The following is a 20,776-nucleotide window of genomic DNA, read 5'->3' as shown; positions in this document are numbered from 1 at the left end:
ATGCTCAGTCAGCTAAGGGAAATAGTTGAGAAAGTCTCCAGGGTCGATGATGTGCATCTGGCACTCGATATATTGGTGAAAGAGACTTGTGCTGCCCTTAGTACTGAGTGCTGTACTATCTATCTTGCTAATGAAGAAATGCAGCGCCTTGAGTTAATGGCAACTCAAGGCCTTATTTTTGAAGGTGATAGTATTCATATCAACTTCAATGAAGGCTTGGTTGGGTTGGTAAAACGAAGCGCTGAACCCCTTAACCTTGCCGAAGCCTCAAAACACCCCGAGTTCAAATTCTTTCCTCAACTCGGCGAACAGATTTACCACTCTTTTTTAGCTACTCCAATCATTCATCGTAAACAAGTTTTAGGTGTGTTGGTGATCCAACAAAAAACACCGCGCTTGTTTAGTGAAATGGAAGAATCGTTTCTTGTTACCTTATCCGCTCAGTTAGCGGTGCTCATTGCACATGCGCAGAATCTTGGGCATTGGCAGTTAGCATCTAAACCCACGGTATTAAAAGGTTTGCCTGCGTCTACTGGTGTCGCGATTGGAGAGTTTTGGTTCGACAATACCCAGCCGAGTTTATCGGATGTTTTCCCTTCGTCCACGTTAGATAAGGAACGCGAGCACGAGACACTACTGGTGGCCATAGAGCGAGCGTTAAATGACTTTCGCCGTATGCGGAAAAAACTGGACAGTGAAATCAACAAAGATGCGCTGGCGATCTTCGATCTGTTTACTCACTTACTGAATGATCCGATGCTTCGCGGTGATTTGAAGAAGCAGATTGAAAAAGGAGACAGGGCAGACTGGGCGTTACGCCAAGTTGTAGAGTCATACTCGAATCGATTTGCCAGAATGTCGGATGTATACATGCGTGAAAGAGCGCAAGATATCCGAGAGTTAGGGCAAAGGCTGCTCTATTTTCTGCACAACAGCGAGCAAGAAAATTCTGCAATTGATCGTCCCATTATTTTGGTGGCGAATGAACTCACTGCCACCTTGCTCGCTTCTGTACCTAAAGAGTTCTTGTTAGCCGTCGTATCATTAGAGGGAGGCGCAAACTCTCACGCTGCCATTTTATCTCGAGCTCTTGGGGTCCCTGCAGTCATGGGCGCCAACATTAATCCGGATGTGGTGAATGGCAAACTCGGGATAGTCGACGGCTATACGGGTGAGATCTTCTTAGAGCCAAACCGCCAGTTGTTGCGAGAGTATCGCAGCTTAGTAAGCGAAGAGTCTGAATTGTTTGCCATGGTAAACAAGGACCTCGCACTCCCTGCGGTTACGCAAGATAATCACCATATCGAAATTATGCTGAATGCGGGACTCAGTGCAGACAGTAATATTGCCATCAACACAGGTGTTGATGGTGTTGGGTTGTACCGAACTGAGATTGCATTTTTACTTCAGCATCACTTTCCTTCGGAAGATGAGCAGTATCATCAATACCAAGCAATACTTAACAGCTATCCGAATCAACGAGTAGTGATGCGTACTTTGGATATTGGTGGTGACAAACCTTTGCCGTATTTGCCCATCGAAGAAGATAATCCGTTTCTAGGCTGGCGTGGCATTCGTTTTACATTGGATCATCCAGACATTTTCTTGATCCAGCTGCGTGCAATGTTAAGAGCGAGTGCAGAAAGCGGAAACTTAAGTATCTTATTGCCAATGGTGTCAGGGGTAAAAGAGCTAGACGATGCCATTAGCTTGATTAATCAAGCTCACAGCGAAGCCGTTTTGCTTGATGATAGAATTCAATTCCCACAAATTGGGGTCATGATTGAAGTACCATCGATGGTGTATCTGTTGCCAACGATTGCTCACCGTGTTGATTTTGTTTCTGTCGGGACAAACGATTTAACTCAGTATTTATTAGCGGTAGATAGGAACAATTCGCGCGTAGCGGATGTCTATGAATCTATGCATCCTGCGGTACTGTTAGCGCTTAAGCAAATCCATGAGGTGTGTGATAAATATCAGGTGCCCGTGTGTATTTGTGGTGAGCTAGCGGGTGATCCATTTGGCGCTCTTCTCTTACTTGGGTTAGGGTATACCAGTTTGAGTATGAACACCTCCAATGTGGCTAAGGTGAAATATTTGATTCGTCATAGCCAACAAGAAGAATTAGAAAAATTAGCGGAGCAAGCAATGACAAAGTCCTATGGGGAGGACATTCATCAAATGATGCATGACTTTTTCATTCAACAGGGCTTTGCAGGCTTTATCCGTGCAGGTAAAAAGTAGGAAATCGTGACCGTCTCTTTATTTTTGTTATTGTTGGCGCTAGGCGCTTTTGTGGGTGTGATGGCGGGGTTACTCGGTATCGGTGGTGGTTTGATTGTTGTTCCTGCCTTGTTGTATTTGCTTCCTCTTGCTGGGATCTCTCCAGAAATGAGTATGCACATGGCCTTAGCCACTTCGTTAGCGAGTATTATTGTCACGTCTGGCTCATCGGCGATGAATCACCTTAAGCTCGGCAATGTCGATATGTTTGTCGTAAAATGGTTGATGCCTGGTGTGGTCATTGGTGGCTTTGTTGGTGCCAATATTGCTGAGTGGATCCCTACACACTATTTGCCGAAAGTGTTTGGTGTCATTGTTCTTTGCTTGTCAGTACAAATGTTTCGTTCCATTAAAGTTACGAGCAGTAAACCTATGCCGAGCAGCCCTGTGACTGTAGTTTACGGCACGGGAATTGGTGTCGTATCAAGCCTTGCTGGTATTGGTGGTGGCTCACTGTCGGTACCATTTCTAAATAAACACGGGATAGAGATGCGTAAAGCGGTGGGTTCATCCTCCGTTTGTGGTTGCGTGATTGCTATTTCTGGTATGATCGGCTTCATCTTACATGGCTATAAAGTGGAAGGCTTACCTTCATACAGTATTGGCTATGTTTATCTTCCTGCTTTATTAGCTATTGCTATGGCCTCGATGCTCACAACAAAAGTGGGTGCGAAGCTGGCAACTAACCTTCCAACTGCGGTATTAAAAAAGATATTCGCGGTGTTCTTAATGTTTGTTGCAGCGACCATGCTGCTCTAAGTTTGTACCCAAGTCATTCTCGCTGAACCAAGCATCTAGAGGTTACTTGGGTATATTTATTTTGTTGTGATAAGAAGAGAATGATTTATGTCTCAGGGATATATTGAATTTCCCAATATTGATCCGGTTTTAATCTCTATTGGTCCTGTTTCGGTTCGTTGGTACGGTTTGATGTACCTTGTGGGCTTTATGTTTGCTCTATGGTTAGCGAACCGACGTGCGGATAAGCCTGGAAGTGGTTGGACACGAGAGCAGGTTTCTGATTTGTTGTTCGCAGGCTTCCTTGGCGTGGTGATTGGTGGCCGTGTAGGCTACGTGCTTTTCTACAATTTTGAGCTCTTCCTGGCTGACCCTTTGTATCTATTTAAAGTGTGGACCGGTGGTATGTCTTTCCACGGGGGCTTACTGGGTGTGATTACTGCGATGTTCTGGTATGCACACAAAAACGGGCGAACTTTCTTCGGTGTTGCTGACTTTATCGCGCCGCTTGTGCCATTTGGTTTGGGTATGGGGCGTTTAGGTAACTTCATGAACAGCGAGTTGTGGGGCCGAGTAACGGATGTGCCTTGGGCGATCGTTTTCCCAAATGGCGGTCCACTGCCACGTCATCCATCGCAGCTTTATGAAATGGCGCTTGAAGGTATCGTACTTTTCTTCATCTTGAATTGGTTCATCAAGAAACCTCGTCCTCTAGGTTCTGTTTCAGGGCTATTTTTAGCTGGATATGGTACATTCCGCTTCTTAGTTGAGTACGTGCGCGAACCAGACGCTCATTTGGGTTTATTCGGTGGCTTTATTTCCATGGGACAGATTTTATCCCTGCCAATGGTGGTTATCGGTGTCCTCATGATGGTTTGGGCATACAAACGTGGTCATTACAAAGACGAATTACCACAAAAGACGAAGTAAGGTATTGGTGTGAAACAGTATTTAGATTTGTGTCAACGCATCGTTGACCAAGGTGTTTGGGTTGAAAATGAGCGTACAGGCAAGCGCTGCCTGACCGTAATCAACGCGGATTTAACCTACGATGTTGCGAACAATCAATTTCCGTTGGTCACCACACGTAAAAGTTTTTGGAAAGCGGCCGTTGCAGAGCTATTAGGGTATATTCGTGGTTACGATAATGCGGAAGATTTTCGTAAGCTGGGCACGAAAACCTGGGATGCCAATGCCAACCTAAATGATGCCTGGTTGAATAACCCATACCGTAAAGGTGAAGACGACATGGGCCGTGTCTATGGGGTTCAAGGGCGCGCCTGGGCGAAACCTGATGGTGGTCATGTTGACCAGCTACGTAAGATAGTGGATGACTTAACGCGTGGCGTTGATGACCGCGGTGAAATCTTGAACTTCTACAACCCGGGTGAGTTCCACATGGGGTGCTTGCGTCCTTGTATGTACAGTCACCATTTTTCATTGCTGGATGATACGCTTTACCTGAATAGTACTCAGCGTTCGTGTGATGTACCGCTTGGCTTAAACTTCAATATGGTTCAAGTTTACGTGTTCTTGGCGATTATGGCGCAAATTACGGGCAAGAAACCTGGTCAGGCATTTCATAAGATTGTGAATGCTCACATTTATGAAGACCAGCTTGAACTGATGCGCGATGTTCAGTTGAAGCGTGAGCCATTAAAAGCGCCGACGTTCCATATCAACCCAGAGATTAAATCTCTAGAAGATTTGGAAACTTGGGTCACACTGGATGACTTTTGGGTTGAAGGGTACGAGCATCACGATCCTATTCGTTACCCATTCTCAGTGTAACGAGTATCGTTCTTCAAGATATAGAAAAAGCTCCGAATGGAGCTTTTTTCTTTTTTGTACTTAGAAGGTATTATTTTAGTGCACTGACAATATAACGGTGAATTGGGTTGGTCTGCATCGGTGTGGACAGTGCCGGGCTAATAAACTTAGGTTGAGTGAATATTTCTTTACTCACTAATGAACGGATAAGCTCAAAGTACTTCAGCTCTGTTTTCCCGCACAACAATAGTGAAAAGTCATCGCCCAATTTATCATAGGCATTGAGCACCTCTCGGAATCCTCTAAGATACAAGTAATCCTTCGTTAAACCTCCACCTCGATAGACTCGGGCAGTCGTTGTAAATGCTTGAAGATCAGAAGCTTTATACTGTTCTTTTAATAGCATGAACGTATGGCGGAAATCGCGATCCTTGATCATCGACTCTACTGCCAGAACTCGTAAGGCTAAGGTTCTTAGGCGCTTGATACTGAAATGTCCTGACAGATACTCACATAATATAGCCAGCCCTTCTTGAGTGTTGGTATTGGCAGGACAACCTAAGCTCAGGACTTTTAGCGGTTGTTGACGACCGTTAAGCGTAGTCAGGAGATGTACTCCCATTTCATGATGTGCAAGAGCCTCCAGCTCATCAGTGGTGATGTACGCCGCGTGGTTAATTTTGACTCGAGATCCTGAAACTAGTGCGTTTGCTAACATCCCGTCCAACACCTGTATTTCACATTCATACCCATTGCGTTGAGCAAAATTTTGCATGAAACGTGCTATTGCACGGCTATCGTGCTGAGGTTCTTTTTCTTCTTCTGTAGGAAGGTGTAATATGAAATGGGCGTTGGCAATATCTTTGGCGCTCGGTTCCCCATAATAGCGTAAGGAGTTATAAAGAAACTCTTGCGTACCTATGGTATTCACTTGATCCAGTTTATCTGCATAAGACTGAATTACATCTGCGTACAGCCTCTGCAATTGGGTGTCTTGAATGTTTTCTAGAGGTAGCTCATATAGACGTCGCTTTGCGCTGTGAGTATCTACATTAGTAATTGAATATTGAAAATTAGGCTCTTGAGAATATTTGTTTTTAATGAAACGTTCTCTTTCTTGAGCATAATTAAGAGGATTCACGCTACTGAGGATATCAATATCAGCAACCAGTTGGGTTAGGTTTTCGTCTATTGCGAGTAGCTGATCAGAAATAGCGTCATTAAGCTGCGTCATGTTGTCGACTCCAAATGAGATAGCTCAGCATAAGCATGCTGATGTGGCTCAAATTATCACCGGACAATCGATTTGAACAGTTTAATTATCATAAAAAAGGCTCCACGATGTGGAGCCTAAACAATAAGCGATGGTATGTCGTTGTTGTTACGTTGTTAGGGCTAGAATCGCACCTGGTAGAATAACGAATACTGACATTAGGTAGCCACCAACAACAGCTTTATTCTTAATAGCCATTTCAGAAATCATCTCAGCGCCTTTAACCGGAATCTCACGTAGGAATGGAATTCCAAAGATAAACAGCGTCGCCATGATGTTAAATACTAAGTGGACTAGAGCGATTTGAAGTGCGAATACTGCGAACTCTCCAGATACCGCTGTCGCTGCTAGTAGTGCCGTAATACAAGTACCAATGTTAGCACCCAGAGTGAAAGGGTAGATATCTCGTACTTTCAACACGCCAGTACCAACCAACGGAACCATTAAACTTGTCGTGGTTGAGGAAGATTGTACTAGAACGGTCACGATTGAGCCTGATACGATGCCGTGAATAGGACCACGACCGATGGCGTTTTTCAAAATTTCACGTGCGCGACCAACCATTAGGCTCTTCATCAATTTACCCATCACTGTGATTGCAACGAAGATAGTCGCAATACCCAAAGCAATAAGCATGACGCCGCCAACAGTATCACCGAAGGTAGAAAGTGGCTCTTTAATTGCGCCTACGACTGGCTTTGTAATTGGTTTAATAAAGTTGAAGCCTTTAATGCTCATATCACCAGTAGCAAGCAGTGGAGAAACAAGCCAGTGAGAAACTTTCTCTAAAATGCCGAACATCATTTCCAACGGAAGGAAAATAGCGACAGCAAGCAAGTTGAAGAAGTCGTGAATGGTTGCACTTGCAAATGCACGTTTGAACTCTTCTTTACAGCGCACGTGGCCAAGAGACACAAGCGTATTGGTCACTGTGGTACCAATGTTAGCACCCATCACCATAGGGATAGCGGTTTCTACAGGTAAGCCACCTGCAACCAAGCCTACAATAATAGACGTTACAGTACTTGAAGACTGAATTAAGGCTGTTGCCACCAAGCCGATCATTAGACCTGCAACTGGGTGTGCGGCAAATTCAAATAGCACCTTAGCTTGATCGCCAGTTGCCCATTTAAAGCCACTACCAACCATAGATACTGCTAGAAGAAGCAGATATAACATGAATGCCAAGTTAGCCCAGCGTAACCAACGAGCTGTGCTCGAAATTGGTGCCACTGTTGAAGTAGCTTGGTTCATCATAATTTTCTCCGTTGACCTTTCAGTTCATTTTTCGGTCTGTAGTTGAATCTGCGGGCGATGTTAGAGAATAAATATTTCAGTAATATTACAGATTTCTTGCTGTGAGAGATTTTTATTGTTCTTTTTGATAATGGCGTAAAAGAGGAAGAAAATTAATTTTTAACCTATTGATTTTAATGGTTAAATTTTGATTTCGTTTTATTTGATTTTTGCGTTTTTTTTGTAGAGAAAATGCGCCTCAGTTCAACTTTTATGACAGTGTTGACTTTATACTTTCGGTAAAACTTATACTTTTGTAAGGTATTGTATGGTTTTGTCGAGTTTATTGTTTGTCTCTGTCACATTTGGTATAAAAAGTATCACTTTCTTTTCGGGACTCGATCATGTCACATCTAAACTACAACCATCTCTATTATTTCTGGATGGTGTGCAAACAGGGCTCTGTAACTAAGGCGGCTGACGCGCTCTTCCTGACACCGCAAACCGTGACAGGACAGATTAAAGCGCTTGAAGAGCGCATGAAAGGAAAGTTAACCAAGCGCAATGGTCGTACAGTTGAGCCCACTGAGTTAGGTCAGCTTGTGTTTAAGTACGCCGACCGGATGTTCGGTTTGAGCTATGAGATGTTAGATATCGTCAATTACAGCCAGCACTCGAACATTCTATTTGAAGTTGGTGTAGCCGATGCATTATCTAAACGCTTGGTCAGTAAAGTACTGATGACGACCGTCCCGGAAGATAACAGTATTCATTTACGCTGTTATGAATCGACCCACGAACTGCTACTTGAACGCCTTTCTCAGCACAAGCTAGATATGATCCTTTCGGATTGTCCCGTTGATTCTACTCAAAGTCCTGGCCTTTATAGCAAAAAGTTGGGTGAAAGTAGCATGAGCTTTTTTGCTTCTTCTGAAATTGAAAATGTGCGATTCCCTGAGATCTTGGAACAAAAAAAACTTCTGATTCCCGCGAGCCGAACGGCTATGGGGCGTAAAGTTATTCAATGGTTTGATCGTCAAGGCCTTCAACCCAATGTGCTAGGGGAGTTTGATGATGTTGCGTTGATGAAAGCTTTTGCTCGGTACCACGATGATGTGATTTTCTTGGCACCGACCGTATACATGTCGGAGATTGAAGACGACCGAAATTTACAGCTAATTGGCCATGTCGATGGGCTAAAAGAAGAGTACTACGTGATTTTTGCGGAACGAATGATCCAACACCCCGCGGTAAAAAATGTTTGTGATGCTGATTTCAGTCAAATGTTTGAGTAAACCCGTATCGTTGCGTAAATAAATAGATTACTATCAATAAAAATATAATTCTAAATAATATCTAAGTAAGCAAGATACTTGTTTTAGTGAGCAAAACTATTAATTATTGATGGCGCACCAATTAAAATCCTTGGTGGATAATATTGGTGTATCACTAACAACTAAATTAGAGGTTCTAATAATGAAGACTCTGGAAGTGTATCTTGATTTTCTTAGATATATAAATCAGTGCAACACAACAAGCTGGCCAGGGTTGGAATAAGTAAGTTGTAGCTAGAGGTCCAACACATGAATCTACAAGAAATGGAGCAGAACTCCGCAAAAGCCGTCGTGTTGCTCAAAGCGATGGCAAACGAGAGACGCCTACAAATCCTTTGTATGCTGCATAACCAAGAGCTGTCCGTGGGAGAGCTGTGTGCAAAGTTAGAGCTAAGCCAGTCGGCATTATCTCAGCATCTTGCTTGGCTTCGCCGTGATGAGTTAGTCACGACAAGGAAAGAAGCACAAACGGTGTACTACACATTAAAGAGTGATGAAGTGAAAGCGTTAATAAAAACACTGCATAGTCTTTATTGTGCTGAGAGTGCTCAACATTAATTAAATAGTCCTAATATACTGCTCATCTTAGAGTGTGAATCTAACTTGTTGGAATATTTGAGAGTGGCGTTAAACTTTTGATGATAGGGTACTACTCATCGACCAATTTGCTTTGTTCTCAAGTGTTTTATTAGTGCTTTCTAGTTTGAGCGTTATATGGGTAATGAATAAGCTGATGTCTTTAAATGGGACATTCAGAAAAAGAAAAGCTGGCATTGCCAGCTTTTTTTATTAAGAAAATTTTGTAGATATAAAAAAACCGACACAAGGTCGGTTTTTTCTTCACTGTAAAATCAGGACTCTATTAAAGAGCTTTGATTTGTGCAGCGAAACGAGACTTATGGCGAGCTGCTTTATTCTTGTGAATAAGGCCTTTAGTTGCCATGCGGTCTAGGATAGGTGTAACTACAGCGAATGCAGCAGTTGCAGCTTCTTTGTCGCCTGCTTCGATAGCAGCAACAGTTTTCTTCATGTAAGTACGCATCATTGAGCGACGGCTAGCATTGTGCTGACGACGTTTCTCAGCTTGGATAGCGCGCTTCTTAGCAGATTTACTATTTGCCAAGGGTCTAACTCCCAAAAACTTAGTTCTGTGACAATTTAAGGGCGAGGAATATCCCTCATTTGCGCTTAAATGTCAAATGATTTGTGCAAAAACCGATCTAAGCCAAAACAAATTTTGGTAAGAGAGGTTATCGCGGTTAAGATGGCGGGGATTCTAACAGCATTTTTATACCAATGCTAATAATTATCCGCGAAAGGCACACTTATTCCTTACAACCCGCGGATAGATTTTTGACGTCTATTTACAGCACCTGTCAGAGAAACAGTATAGGGTTAGCTGTCTTATGGTGATATTCCGAGGTTACAGTGAGTAAACGACTACTCAAGTCTGGCATGATCGTCAGTGCTATGACATTTATTTCCCGCGTTCTTGGCCTAGTTCGTGATGTTGTAGTGGCAAATTTAATGGGGGCAGGAGCAAGCGCAGACGTCTTTTTCTTCGCCAATAAAATTCCTAATTTTTTACGACGTTTGTTTGCTGAAGGTGCTTTTTCCCAAGCGTTTGTACCTGTTTTAACGGAAAGCCATGCTCAAGGCGACATGGATAAAACTCGGGAGCTCATTGCTCGTGCAGCGGGCACATTGGGGGTGATAGTCTCAATTGTTACCATCTTAGGTGTTCTAGGTTCCGGTGTGGTGACTGCACTGTTTGGTTTTGGTTGGTTCCTAGACTGGATGCATGGTGGTCCCGCGGCTGAGAAGTTCGAACTTGCTAGCGTGATGCTCAAGATTACCTTTCCTTATTTATGGTTCATCACTTTTGTTGCCCTATCGGGAGCCATTCTCAATACACTAGGTAAGTTTGCGGTTTCTTCGTTTACTCCCGTCTTCCTCAACGTAATGATCATTTTGGCAGCATGGTTTATCTCGCCGCAGATGTCACAGCCAGAGATTGGTCTTGCCATCGGTGTTTTCCTTGGTGGTTTGGTTCAGTTCTTATTTCAAATCCCTTTCCTTATTAAAGCGGGGGTTATGGTTAAGCCGAAATGGGGCTGGCGCGATCCGGGCGTGGTGAAGATCCGAACCTTAATGATTCCTGCTTTGTTCGGTGTGTCGGTAAGCCAAATCAACTTGTTGTTTGATACTTTTATTGCCAGCTTTCTGCAAACCGGTTCGATCAGTTGGTTGTACTATTCAGATCGCTTGTTGGAATTCCCGTTAGGTCTGTTTGGTATTGCTATTGCAACGGTGATTTTACCAGCATTATCACGCAAACATGTTGACGCACAAAATGAAGGATTCGCACAAACCATGGACTGGGGGGTGCGCATGGTGATCTTACTTGGCCTTCCTGCAATGCTTGGTTTGATGGTACTGGCAAAACCTATGTTGATGGTGTTATTCATGCGAGGTGAGTTTTCGCCACAAGACGTACATCAAGCATCATTGTCACTCTTTGCTTACGCTTCAGGCTTGTTGAACTTTATGCTGATTAAAGTGCTCGCTCCGGGTTATTACTCGCGTCAAGACACTAAAACGCCAGTGAAATACGGCATCATTGCGATGGTGACCAACATGGTATTTAATGCAATTTTTGCGTACTTCTATGGCTACGTTGGCTTGGCTATCGCGACGGCACTATCGGCATTTGTGAATATGGCACTGCTGTATCGTGGCCTGCACATCGCAGAGGTATACCAAATCACTAAGCGAACCGTCTTCTTTATTATACGTTTAGCTATTGCTGGCGCGGCGATGGTGGCGGCAATCTTATGGCAACTGGAAGATATGTCAGTATGGCTGGGCTGGAGCTTTGCTCACCGAAGCGCGGTGCTAGGGATGTTGATCGGTTTAGGAGCCGTGGTTTACCTAGTGGTTCTATTTTTAACTGGTGCGCGTTTAAAAGACCTAAAAGCTGGGACAGACTGAGGGTGATTAGTATATAATCCGTCAGTTTCACACAGTGTAAAGTAAAACAGAGGCAGAAAGCAGTATCCAATGGAACTGATTAGAGGCATTCACAATATCAACCCGCGACATCATGGTTGTGTGCTGACTATTGGCAATTTCGATGGTGTCCATAAAGGCCATCAACAAGTATTGCAGCAAGTGTCTGAGCAAGCGGACAGGCTATCCTTGCCTTCTGTTGTGATGACCTTTGAACCTCAGCCGATGGAGCTGTTTGCCAAAGACAAGGCACCTGCAAGGTTGACGCGATTACGCGATAAGTTCGTGCAATTGAGTAAGCTCGATATTGACCGCTTACTGTGTGTCAATTTCAATCGCCATTTTGCAAGTTTAACCGCGGAAGAGTTTATCCGTGACTTGTTGGTCGAGCGTTTGGGTGTTAAGTTTCTTGTCGTTGGTGATGATTTCTGCTTTGGCAAAGGCCGTACAGGTAACTTTGCAATGCTGCAGGAAGCAGGGGAAAAATACGGCTTTGATGTCGTAAGTACCCAGAGCTTTTGTTTACAACAATTACGTGTCAGCAGTACGGCTATCCGTCAAGCGCTGGCGCGTGACGATTTGCATTCCGCGCAACAGATGCTGGGAAGAAACTACAGCATCAGCGGTCGTGTTTCTCATGGAAGAAAGCTAGGTCGAACCATTGGGTTCCCTACTGCAAATATTCCTTTGAAACGCTGTGTTTCTCCGGTTTCCGGAGTCTATGTTGTTCAAGCGCTTGGCTTAGGAAATAAGCCAGTTGGTGGTGTTGCTAATATTGGTCAAAGACCAACCGTCAATGGTGTTCGCCAACAGTTAGAAGTGCACTTATTCGACTTTCATGCCAATTTATATGGCAAGCAACTAGAAGTGGAACTTTTGCATAAACTTCGAGATGAGCAAAAGTTTGAGTCGTTTGAAGCACTTAAACAACAAATCGAATTGGATGCTGAAGCAGCAAGGGTGTGGCTGCGTCAGCTTAAGCGTTGAGCGGTTTATTCCACCGTTCAACATAATGTCTAATTTTCGCCCAATATAACGGAATTAAGAATCGATGAGTGAGTATAAAGATACCCTGAACTTACCTGAAACAGGGTTTCCAATGCGCGGCAACCTGGCCAATCGTGAGCCAGAAATGCTTAAGCGTTGGTACAAAGAAGATCTTTACGGTGAAATCCGTAAAGCTAAGAAAGGCAAAAAGTCATTCGTATTGCACGATGGCCCTCCTTACGCAAATGGTGACATTCATATTGGTCACGCACTAAACAAGATTCTTAAAGACATTATTATTAAATCCAAAACACTTTCAGGTTTTGACGCACCTTACATCCCAGGCTGGGACTGCCACGGTCTACCAATCGAATTAATGGTAGAGAAGAAAGTAGGTAAGCCAGGCCAAAAAGTGACAGCAGCGGAATTCCGCGAGAAATGTCGTGAATACGCAGCTGGTCAGGTTGAAGGTCAGAAAGAGAGCTTTAAACGCCTTGGTATCATGGGTGAGTGGGACAAGCCATACCGCACTATGGATTTCGCAACTGAAGCGAACATTATTCGTGCTCTTGGTAAGATCGCAAGCAATGGTCACCTGCTAAAAGGTTTCAAACCTGTTCACTGGTGTACAGACTGTGGTTCTGCTCTTGCTGAAGCGGAAGTAGAATACAAAGATAAAGTATCGCCATCTATCGACGTTCGTTTTAAAGCGGCTGACGAAGCGGCACTGCTATCTAAATTTGAACTGACAGAAGGTCATGAAGGTCACGGTGACGTATCTATCGTTATCTGGACAACAACACCTTGGACACTGCCTGCAAACCGCGCAGTATGTCTACGTGATGATCTAGAGTACGTGCTTATCCAAACAGAAGGCGACAACGCTGAGCGTATCATCGTTGCTGCTGAGCTGGCGAAAGACGTAATGGACCGTGCTGGTATCGAGCACTTCCACAACCTAGGTTTTGCGAAAGGTGCGGATCTTGAGCTTTCTCAATTCCAACACCCATTCTACGATTTCACTGTACCGGCGATCCTTGGTGATCACGTTACAACTGATTCAGGTACTGGTGTTGTTCACACTGCACCTGGTCATGGTCAAGAAGACTTCGCGGTTGGTAATAAGTACAACCTAGAAGTAGCAAACCCAGTTGGCTCAAACGGTGTTTACCTACCAGATACAGAGCTATTTGCTGGTCAGCACGTATTTAAAGCGAACGATGCAGTAGTAGAAGTACTAAAAGAAAAAGGTGCACTACTACACCACCACGCTTACGAGCACAGCTACCCACACTGTTGGCGTCATAAGACTCCAATCATCTTCCGTGCTACACCTCAATGGTTCGTTTCTATGGACCAAGCTGGCCTACGTGCTAAAGCATTAGAGTCAATCAAGAATGTAGAGTGGATGCCTGAGTGGGGTCAAAGCCGCATCGAAGGTATGATCGAAGGTCGCCCTGAGTGGTGTATCTCTCGTCAACGTACTTGGGGTGTGCCAATTGCTCTGTTTGTTCATAAAGAAACAGCAGAACTTCATCCAAACACGCTAGAGCTGATCGAGAAAGTCGCTAAGCTGGTTGAAGAGAAAGGCATCCAAGCATGGTGGGATGTAGATGCCGCTGAACTACTAGGTGCTGACGCTGACCAATACGAAAAAGTGCTAGATACGCTAGACGTATGGTTCGATTCAGGTGTCACTCACTTCTCTGTTGTTGATGCTCGTGAAGAGTACAACGGCAACAGTGCAGACCTATACCTAGAAGGTTCTGACCAACACCGCGGTTGGTTCCAATCTTCTTTAATTTCATCTATTGCGATGAAAGACGAAGCACCTTACAAACAAGTACTGACACACGGTTTCGTGGTTGACGGTCAGGGTCGTAAGATGTCTAAATCTATCGGTAACGTGGTTGCGCCAAAAGACGTAACCAACAAGCTAGGTGCTGACATTCTTCGTCTATGGGTTGCTTCTACAGACTACACTGGTGAAGTTGCGGTTTCTGATGAAATCCTAAAACGCAGCGCAGATGCGTACCGTCGTATCCGTAACACAGCGCGTTTCTTCCTAGCTAACTTGAGCGGCTTCAACCCTGAAACAGACATCGTTCCTGTTGAAGAGATGGTTGCGCTAGATCGCTGGGCGGTTGGTCGTGCACTAGCAGCACAAGAAGAGATTGTTAAAGCATACGAAGAGTACAACACACACGGTGTGACTCAGCGTCTAATGCAATTCTGTTCAATCGAAATGGGCTCTTTCTACTTAGACGTAATTAAAGACCGTCAGTACACAGCAAAACGTGGCGGCAACGCTCAACGTAGCTGTCAGACTGCACTTTACTACATCGTAGAAGCGCTAGTTCGTTGGATGGCGCCAATCATGTCGTTCACTGCAGATGAAATCTGGAACGAAATGCCAGGTCAACGCGACAAGTTCGTATTCACTGGTGAGTGGTTCGACGGTCTATTCGGTCTTGCTGAAGGTGAAGAGCTGAACAACGAATTCTGGTCTGAGATCCAAGCGGTTCGTGGTGCGGTAAACAAACTTCTAGAAGATGCGCGTAAAGAGAAAACCATTGGTGGTGCACTACAAGCTGAAGTGACTCTATTTGCTGATGACGCACTAGCGGCGAAGATCAACAAACTTGAAGATGAACTGCGCTTTGTTCTACTAACCTCTGCGGCGAAAGTTAAGCCTCTAGGTGAGAAGACGGATGCAGCACAAGCCACAGATATCGAAGGCTTGTTTGTAGAAGTAGCAGCAGCTGAAGGCGAGAAGTGTGACCGTTGTTGGCACCACACGCCAGACGTAGGCACAATTGAAGGTCACGAGAAGATCTGTGGTCGTTGTGTGTCTAACGTAGACGGCGAAGGTGAAGTACGTAAATTCGCGTAATTGCCTAGAACGACTGAACTTTTTTTAAAATTAACAGCCCCAGTATTTACTGGGGCTGTTTGTAGGTAAAGTAATGAGTGAAAAAGCACTGACGTTAAAGCAATCTGGAGTTCGCTGGCTGTGGTTAGCAATTCTGGTATTTATTGCAGATATTGGCATCAAATTGGTGGTGATGGACAACATGGGCTACGGATGGGCAAACCGAATTGAGGTGTTGCCATTCTTCAACCTACTTTATGTTCATAACTACGGTGCTGCATTCAGCTTCTTGAGCGATCAAGCCGGTTGGCAGCGTTGGTTATTTACAGGTATCGCGTTTGTTGTGACGGGTCTTTTGACCTACTGGATGAGCAAGCTTCCAGCAAAAGAAAAATGGAACAACATTGCTTATGCACTGATTATTGGTGGTGCAGTGGGCAACGTGTTTGACCGCGTCGTTCATGGCTTTGTTGTTGATTACCTAGACTTCTTCTGGGGTAACTACCACTGGCCAGCATTCAACCTTGCTGACATGGCGATCTGTATTGGTGCGGCAATGATTATTCTGGATGGCTTCCGTAAAAAAGACGCTGACAAGTAATCTTTTGCGGTATATCGAATAACCCTAAGCGTCGTCCGTTGATTCGAGCGACGCTTTTTATTATGTTGGAGCGCCAATCAGCATATCAATGTATAAAAAGACCAAGCTGACAGCGTAATAACCCAAGAACAAGGAAGCATTAACGTGACAACAATAACCAATGAATCGGTAGTAACCCTTCACTTTACGATTAAAATGAAAGACGGATCGGTTGCAGATAGTACTCATAACATGGGTAAACCAGCGAAATTTGTTATGGGTGATGGCAGCTTGAGTGAAAACTTTGAGCAGTGCTTGATAGGCCTCGAAACAGGCGCACAAAAAGCGATTGAGCTAAAGGCAGAAGACGCGTTTGGTATGCCAAACCCTGATCATATTCACTATATGGATCGCACTAAATTTGTAGGTGATGCAGAAGTGGAAGTTGGTACAATCATGGCCTTCAGTGGCCCTGATGGCATGGAAATCCCGGGCATTATTACAGAGATTGCAGGCGATTCAGTCACTGTGGACTTCAACCATCCTCTAGCGGGACAAGACGTGACTTTCGAAGTTGAAATTTTGTCAGTAGAATAGCGAACCAAATAAAAGATAACTTCCATGAGCAATGAAATGAAAATCCTGTTAGCTAACCCACGTGGTTTCTGTGCTGGTGTTGACCGCGCGATTAGCATCGTAGAGCGTGCGCTAGAGATGTATCAGCCACCGATTTATGTGCGTCATGAAGTGGTGCATAACCGTTTTGTGGTTGAAGGTCTAAAACAGCGTGGTGCTATCTTCGTTGAAGAACTGCACGAAGTGCCAGACAACAACATTGTGATTTTCTCCGCTCATGGTGTATCGCAGGCAGTTCGTCAGGAAGCCAAGCAGCGTGATTTGACCGTATTTGACGCAACGTGTCCTTTAGTAACCAAAGTGCATATGGAAGTGGCGCGTGCGAGCCGTCGTAATATGGAAGTGGTTCTGATTGGTCACGCAGGTCACCCTGAAGTCGAAGGTACGATGGGGCAATACGCCAGTGAAACCGGTGGTATGTACTTGGTTGAAACTCCAGCCGATGTTGAGAAACTGAAGGCGATTGTGAAAGATCCATCCGATCTTCATTACGTAAGCCAAACGACGCTTTCTGTCGATGAAACTGCCGATGTTATCGAAGAGCTACGCCGCGTGTTCCCAGATATCCAAGGTCCACGTAAAGACGATATCTGTTATGCGACACAAAACCGCCAAGATGCCGTACGTGAATTAGCTGGTGACGTAGATGTGATGGTTGTGGTGGGTTCTAAAAACTCATCAAACTCTACACGTCTTAAAGAGCTAGCTGAAAAGCTAGGGACACCTGGCTACTTAACCGACTGTCCGGAAGATATCAAACCTGAGTGGTTCGAAGGCAAAACAAAGGTCGGCGTGACTGCGGGAGCATCTGCTCCGGAAGAGCTCGTTAATCAGATTCTAGAGCGAATCAAAGAACTCGTTGGTGCCGAAGCGGTTGATGAAGTACTTGGCCGTGAAGAGAATATGTTCTTTGAAGTACCTAAAGAACTTCAAATCAAGCAAGTGGATTAGTCTCTATTTATCGAATATTCAAAAGGCGACCTGTGTGTCGCCTTTTTTACATCTCTCTTAACTCATTTAGGTAATCACGAATTTGGTCTTTTCCTAAACCATCGATAATCATATCAGACACCTTCGTGATTCTTCGCTCAAGCGATTGAGCAACCTTTTCGCAATGTGCGTACATGTCTTCATCAGAACCATCGGTCGGAAAAGCATCAACTTGCCAGTTTACTCGAACACCACCTGCAAGCCACTGAGGAGCGGTTTCTTGATGTAAAGAATCACAGAGAATAATAACGATGTCGGGAAGAAACTGAGTTCGCTCCTCCCATGAATGCGTGTGGATATGCGGAATGGGGAGTTGGTGGTCATCTAAATATTTTTGCACCACTGGGTGCACCTTGCCTGTGGGATGTGAGCCTCCACTGGTGACACTAAAATCTGCTGGCAGGATATTGGTTGCGATTGACTCCGCGAGGACGCTTCGTCCAGCGTTGTGCTTACATATGAATAAAACTTTATACATCATCGCCTCGTCTTTTCAGAGCGTCCTATTTATACGCTAGCGGAAACTCAGCGATGATGTGTGAAGTTTTTGTGTTAGTGGCTAATGCCGAGCATCTCTTTGAGCACCTTTAAGTAGCGGCGGCTTACTGGTATCTCAAAGCCTGTTTTGGTAATGATTTCCGCTAACCCATTTTCCAGTAACTTGATTTCGCTAATCGCTTTAATACTGACTAAGTATTGACGATGGCAGCGGACTAGAGGGGTTTTCTCTTCCAACGTTTTTAATGTCAGTTGGGTGCTCGCGGTTTGGCTGGTGGAGCGTACATGCACGCCGCTGATATCACTGTAAGCACATTCCACCGTGTCGGTGGCCATGATAACGATGCGGTTGTGTCCGATGCACGGTATCTGATCCAACGTGTCAGGTGTAATAGCAGACAGTTGTTGCGTTAGGGCGGATTGGCTAATGACTTTGTTTAGTCGTTTGACCGTTTTAGTTAACCGGCATGGGTCGACAGGTTTGAGCAAGTAATCAAAGGCATTGTCTTCAAATGCTTGAATCGCATACTGATCATAAGCCGTGACAAAAACCACATAAGGCATGGTTTCTGGATCAAGCATCCCAAGTAGTTCAATCCCCGTGACTTGAGGCATTTGGATATCGAGAAACACCACATCAGGCTTAAGTTCATTGATTTTTTTTAGGCCAAGGATTGCGTTTGAGGCATCGCCCACGACCTCGACTTGGCCTGTTTCATCCAGTAACTCTGCTAGCTCTTCACGAGCAAACTGTTCATCATCAATGACGAGTGCGGTTAACATCCAACATTACCTTTATTGCTTCAGCGTGCTTTTATGATTTTGGGGGAATGATAAAGCTCATTTTAGTAAATTGATGTGGCTCGCACGTAATTTTTAGCGCTGCATCACGTCCAAATTGATTAGTGAGACGTTTGTCGACAATTTCTAAACCTAGCCCTGAGTGGTTTTCTTTTGGCGGTTCAAAACTGCCTGCGTTGTCTTCGACGGTAATCAAGTGACCTTGTGGGTGTGCTTCGCTGTATATATGAACTTTACCACCTTCAAGCATGTTTGAAATTCCATGTTTAATGGCGTTCTCAACCAAAGGCTGGAGTGTAAAGCTTGGTAATTTGATGTCCAGCAATTCAGGTTGAATATCGATTTCAACCTCTAAGCGGTCCGTAAAACGCGCTTTTTCGATGCTCAAGTACGAGTTCACATGTGCAAGCTCTTCCTTTAGCGTCACGGTATTAATGTTCTGCTTTAAATTGCTGCGGAAGAAGTGCGATAGATTTTGGATTAGCTCGCGCGCTTTGTCAGGGTCACGACGAGTAATCGCACTAATAGTATTGAGAGCATTAAACAAAAAGTGTGGATTCACCTGAGCGTGAAGCAATTTTATTTCTGCTTGGGCGAGTAAGGCTTGTTGTTGTTGGTAATCGCCATAAAGGATTTGGCTAGATAGAAGCTGGGCTATTCCTTCCGCCATCGACATGTTGGCCGTCGAGAACAATTTACGCTTCGGTTCATACAGCTTTATGGTACCAATGACCTCTTTCCCTGCACGCAGTGGGATGATCAGCGCAGATCCGAGCTTGCAATCTTTTGCAATGGAGCATTGGTATGGACGCTCCGCACCATCAAGATAAATGATGTCGTTTTTCTCCATGGAGTCTAATGTGCTTTGCGATGAAATCGGCGTGTTCGGTTTATGGTGATCATCGCCAATGCCCACAAACGCCAAGATCTTTTCTTGGTCAGTAATCGCGACAGCGCCCACTTTGGTTTCTTCGTAAATAATACGTGCGATTTTCTCTGCGTTTTCGGTGTTGAAGCCGTTGCTTAGAATTCCCACTGAGCGATCAGCAATGGTGAGCGCTCGACGCGAAAACGTCGCAGAAAACTTTTCAAAGATTGCTTTTCTGTCTTGCAGGATACTCATGAACAACGCCGCACCAAATGAGTTCGCGATGATCATAGGCGCTGCAATAGCGGACACCAGTTCATAGGCTTGATCAAAAGGTTTCGCGACGGCGAGCAGCAAAATCATTTGCACCACTTCTGCAACAAACGTGACGCTGAATACGACGCTTGGATTAAACAGCAATGCGCCTTTATTTCGCTTGATAAGGTAAACGTGGAGCAAGCCACCAATTACGCCCTCGGCGGTGGTTGAAATTGCGCAGGCTAGGTCAGTAAAGCCACCAAGAGAGTATCGATGGATGCCACCAGTAAATCCGACGGCGAAACCTACAACAGGTCCACCAAACAGCCCGCCCATAACTGCGCCGATCGCACGAGTATTGGCAATAGCATCGTTGATGTGCAGACCGAAATAGGTGCCGAGAATACAAAAGCCAGAGAAGAGTACGTAACAAATTAGGCGGTGGCTTAAGCGCGAAGAAATACTCAGCAAAGGTAAGATGATTGGCGTTTTACTTAGCATGTAAGCCAAAACTAAGTACACACACATCTGTTGTAAAAGGGAGATGACCAGTTCCATAGTGAACCTAACCTAGAATCAATGTTGTTATTGTATACCTAAGTAACCTCAAGATGCTTGGCTCAGATAGATAAGAACAGCT

The 20,776-nt window shown here is 44.6% G+C and carries 18 protein-coding genes; 12 read left to right on the top strand and 6 right to left on the bottom strand.

Annotated elements, in window-relative coordinates:
- From ptsP to R7Q39_RS18110, 4 genes are all read left to right on the top strand, one after another.
- Complete coding sequence (gene ptsP / locus R7Q39_RS18125) at nucleotides 1-2,247, top strand: phosphoenolpyruvate--protein phosphotransferase (RefSeq protein WP_005385966.1); 2,247 nt, start codon at nucleotides 1-3, stop codon at nucleotides 2,245-2,247.
- A 6-nt stretch (nucleotides 2,248-2,253) separates the two neighbouring features.
- A complete protein-coding gene (locus tag R7Q39_RS18120; RefSeq protein WP_005385965.1) occupies nucleotides 2,254-3,045 on the top strand; it encodes a sulfite exporter TauE/SafE family protein in 792 nt (263 codons plus the stop codon).
- A gap of 87 nt (nucleotides 3,046-3,132) precedes the next feature.
- Nucleotides 3,133-3,954 (top strand): prolipoprotein diacylglyceryl transferase, encoded by an 822-nt coding sequence (gene lgt / locus R7Q39_RS18115; RefSeq protein WP_005381948.1) that lies wholly within the window; start codon nucleotides 3,133-3,135, stop codon nucleotides 3,952-3,954.
- 9 nt (nucleotides 3,955-3,963) lie between these two features.
- Nucleotides 3,964-4,815: a thymidylate synthase gene (locus R7Q39_RS18110; protein WP_005381947.1), complete on the top strand. Its 852-nt coding sequence runs from the start codon at nucleotides 3,964-3,966 to the stop codon at nucleotides 4,813-4,815.
- Nucleotides 4,816-4,885: 70 nt separating this feature from the next.
- On the opposite strand, the gene R7Q39_RS18105 is transcribed toward R7Q39_RS18110, so the two are convergent.
- Together R7Q39_RS18105 and R7Q39_RS18100 are read right to left on the bottom strand one after the other, a co-directional pair.
- Entirely contained in the window at nucleotides 4,886-6,028 is a 1,143-nt protein-coding gene (locus R7Q39_RS18105; RefSeq protein ID WP_053306894.1) for a flavohemoglobin expression-modulating QEGLA motif protein, read from the bottom strand.
- Nucleotides 6,029-6,175: 147 nt separating this feature from the next.
- Nucleotides 6,176-7,321, bottom strand: a complete 1,146-nt coding sequence (locus R7Q39_RS18100; protein ID WP_025768431.1) for a Na/Pi symporter — start codon at nucleotides 7,319-7,321, stop codon at nucleotides 6,176-6,178.
- Between the two features lie 386 nt (nucleotides 7,322-7,707).
- Here R7Q39_RS18100 and nhaR point away from each other — a divergent pair, with 386 nt between their 5' ends.
- Complete coding sequence (gene nhaR, locus R7Q39_RS18095; protein WP_005381942.1) at nucleotides 7,708-8,598, top strand: transcriptional activator NhaR; 891 nt, start codon at nucleotides 7,708-7,710, stop codon at nucleotides 8,596-8,598.
- 288 nt (nucleotides 8,599-8,886) lie between these two features.
- Nucleotides 8,887-9,195, top strand: coding sequence for an ArsR/SmtB family transcription factor (locus R7Q39_RS18090; RefSeq protein WP_005381940.1), 309 nt, complete (start codon nucleotides 8,887-8,889; stop codon nucleotides 9,193-9,195).
- A gap of 304 nt (nucleotides 9,196-9,499) precedes the next feature.
- Here the strand turns inward: R7Q39_RS18090 and rpsT are convergent, their stop codons facing one another.
- On the bottom strand, nucleotides 9,500-9,760 hold the full coding sequence (rpsT, locus tag R7Q39_RS18085) for a 30S ribosomal protein S20 (RefSeq protein WP_005381938.1): 261 nt from the start codon (nucleotides 9,758-9,760) through the stop codon (nucleotides 9,500-9,502).
- A 305-nt stretch (nucleotides 9,761-10,065) separates the two neighbouring features.
- On the opposite strand from rpsT, the gene murJ reads away from it, so the two are divergent.
- The 6 genes from murJ (at nucleotide 10,066) to ispH (ending at nucleotide 17,672) form a co-directional block, all read left to right on the top strand.
- Nucleotides 10,066-11,628, top strand: coding sequence for a murein biosynthesis integral membrane protein MurJ (murJ, locus tag R7Q39_RS18080; RefSeq protein WP_005381936.1), 1,563 nt, complete (start codon nucleotides 10,066-10,068; stop codon nucleotides 11,626-11,628).
- Between the two features lie 69 nt (nucleotides 11,629-11,697).
- Nucleotides 11,698-12,633: a bifunctional riboflavin kinase/FAD synthetase gene (gene ribF, locus R7Q39_RS18075; protein ID WP_005381933.1), complete on the top strand. Its 936-nt coding sequence runs from the start codon at nucleotides 11,698-11,700 to the stop codon at nucleotides 12,631-12,633.
- Nucleotides 12,634-12,697: 64 nt separating this feature from the next.
- The gene (ileS, locus tag R7Q39_RS18070; RefSeq protein ID WP_017821497.1) at nucleotides 12,698-15,526 is read left to right on the top strand and encodes an isoleucine--tRNA ligase; all 2,829 of its coding nucleotides are present in this window, start codon (nucleotides 12,698-12,700) and stop codon (nucleotides 15,524-15,526) included.
- A gap of 73 nt (nucleotides 15,527-15,599) precedes the next feature.
- Nucleotides 15,600-16,106, top strand: coding sequence for a signal peptidase II (gene lspA, locus R7Q39_RS18065; RefSeq protein WP_005385948.1), 507 nt, complete (start codon nucleotides 15,600-15,602; stop codon nucleotides 16,104-16,106).
- 144 nt (nucleotides 16,107-16,250) lie between these two features.
- Nucleotides 16,251-16,682, top strand: a complete 432-nt coding sequence (gene fkpB, locus R7Q39_RS18060; protein WP_005381922.1) for an FKBP-type peptidyl-prolyl cis-trans isomerase — start codon at nucleotides 16,251-16,253, stop codon at nucleotides 16,680-16,682.
- Nucleotides 16,683-16,706: 24 nt separating this feature from the next.
- Nucleotides 16,707-17,672 carry a 4-hydroxy-3-methylbut-2-enyl diphosphate reductase gene (gene ispH, locus R7Q39_RS18055; protein ID WP_005381920.1) on the top strand — a complete coding sequence of 322 codons (966 nt, stop codon included), beginning with the start codon at nucleotides 16,707-16,709 and terminating at the stop codon, nucleotides 17,670-17,672.
- A 46-nt stretch (nucleotides 17,673-17,718) separates the two neighbouring features.
- Here the strand turns inward: ispH and R7Q39_RS18050 are convergent, their stop codons facing one another.
- From R7Q39_RS18050 to R7Q39_RS18040, 3 genes are all read right to left on the bottom strand, one after another.
- Nucleotides 17,719-18,192, bottom strand: a complete 474-nt coding sequence (locus tag R7Q39_RS18050) for a low molecular weight phosphatase family protein (RefSeq protein WP_033906110.1) — start codon at nucleotides 18,190-18,192, stop codon at nucleotides 17,719-17,721.
- Between the two features lie 71 nt (nucleotides 18,193-18,263).
- A complete protein-coding gene (gene btsR, locus R7Q39_RS18045; RefSeq protein WP_005381917.1) occupies nucleotides 18,264-18,992 on the bottom strand; it encodes a two-component system response regulator BtsR in 729 nt (242 codons plus the stop codon).
- 31 nt (nucleotides 18,993-19,023) lie between these two features.
- Nucleotides 19,024-20,694: a sensor histidine kinase gene (locus R7Q39_RS18040; protein ID WP_005381915.1), complete on the bottom strand. Its 1,671-nt coding sequence runs from the start codon at nucleotides 20,692-20,694 to the stop codon at nucleotides 19,024-19,026.
- Nucleotides 20,695-20,776: the final 82 nt, after the last annotated feature.

Source organism: Vibrio sp. 947 (genome assembly GCF_033339115.1).
Lineage (GTDB): Bacteria > Pseudomonadota > Gammaproteobacteria > Enterobacterales > Vibrionaceae > Vibrio > Vibrio alginolyticus.
This window is presented reverse-complemented; position numbering and strand designations above follow the sequence as displayed.

Coding starts and splice junctions, on each gene's coding strand:
- R7Q39_RS18105 (WP_053306894.1), bottom strand. CDS start 6,028: ATGACGCAGCTTAATGACGCTATTTCTGATCAGCTACTCGCAATAGAC.
- R7Q39_RS18040 (WP_005381915.1), bottom strand. CDS start 20,694: ATGGAACTGGTCATCTCCCTTTTACAACAGATGTGTGTGTACTTAGTT.
- ribF (WP_005381933.1), top strand. CDS start 11,698: ATGGAACTGATTAGAGGCATTCACAATATCAACCCGCGACATCATGGT.
- R7Q39_RS18050 (WP_033906110.1), bottom strand. CDS start 18,192: ATGATGTATAAAGTTTTATTCATATGTAAGCACAACGCTGGACGAAGC.
- ispH (WP_005381920.1), top strand. CDS start 16,707: ATGAGCAATGAAATGAAAATCCTGTTAGCTAACCCACGTGGTTTCTGT.
- lspA (WP_005385948.1), top strand. CDS start 15,600: ATGAGTGAAAAAGCACTGACGTTAAAGCAATCTGGAGTTCGCTGGCTG.
- R7Q39_RS18090 (WP_005381940.1), top strand. CDS start 8,887: ATGAATCTACAAGAAATGGAGCAGAACTCCGCAAAAGCCGTCGTGTTG.
- nhaR (WP_005381942.1), top strand. CDS start 7,708: ATGTCACATCTAAACTACAACCATCTCTATTATTTCTGGATGGTGTGC.
- R7Q39_RS18100 (WP_025768431.1), bottom strand. CDS start 7,321: ATGAACCAAGCTACTTCAACAGTGGCACCAATTTCGAGCACAGCTCGT.
- ileS (WP_017821497.1), top strand. CDS start 12,698: ATGAGTGAGTATAAAGATACCCTGAACTTACCTGAAACAGGGTTTCCA.
- ptsP (WP_005385966.1), top strand. CDS start 1: ATGCTCAGTCAGCTAAGGGAAATAGTTGAGAAAGTCTCCAGGGTCGAT.
- lgt (WP_005381948.1), top strand. CDS start 3,133: ATGTCTCAGGGATATATTGAATTTCCCAATATTGATCCGGTTTTAATC.
- btsR (WP_005381917.1), bottom strand. CDS start 18,992: ATGTTAACCGCACTCGTCATTGATGATGAACAGTTTGCTCGTGAAGAG.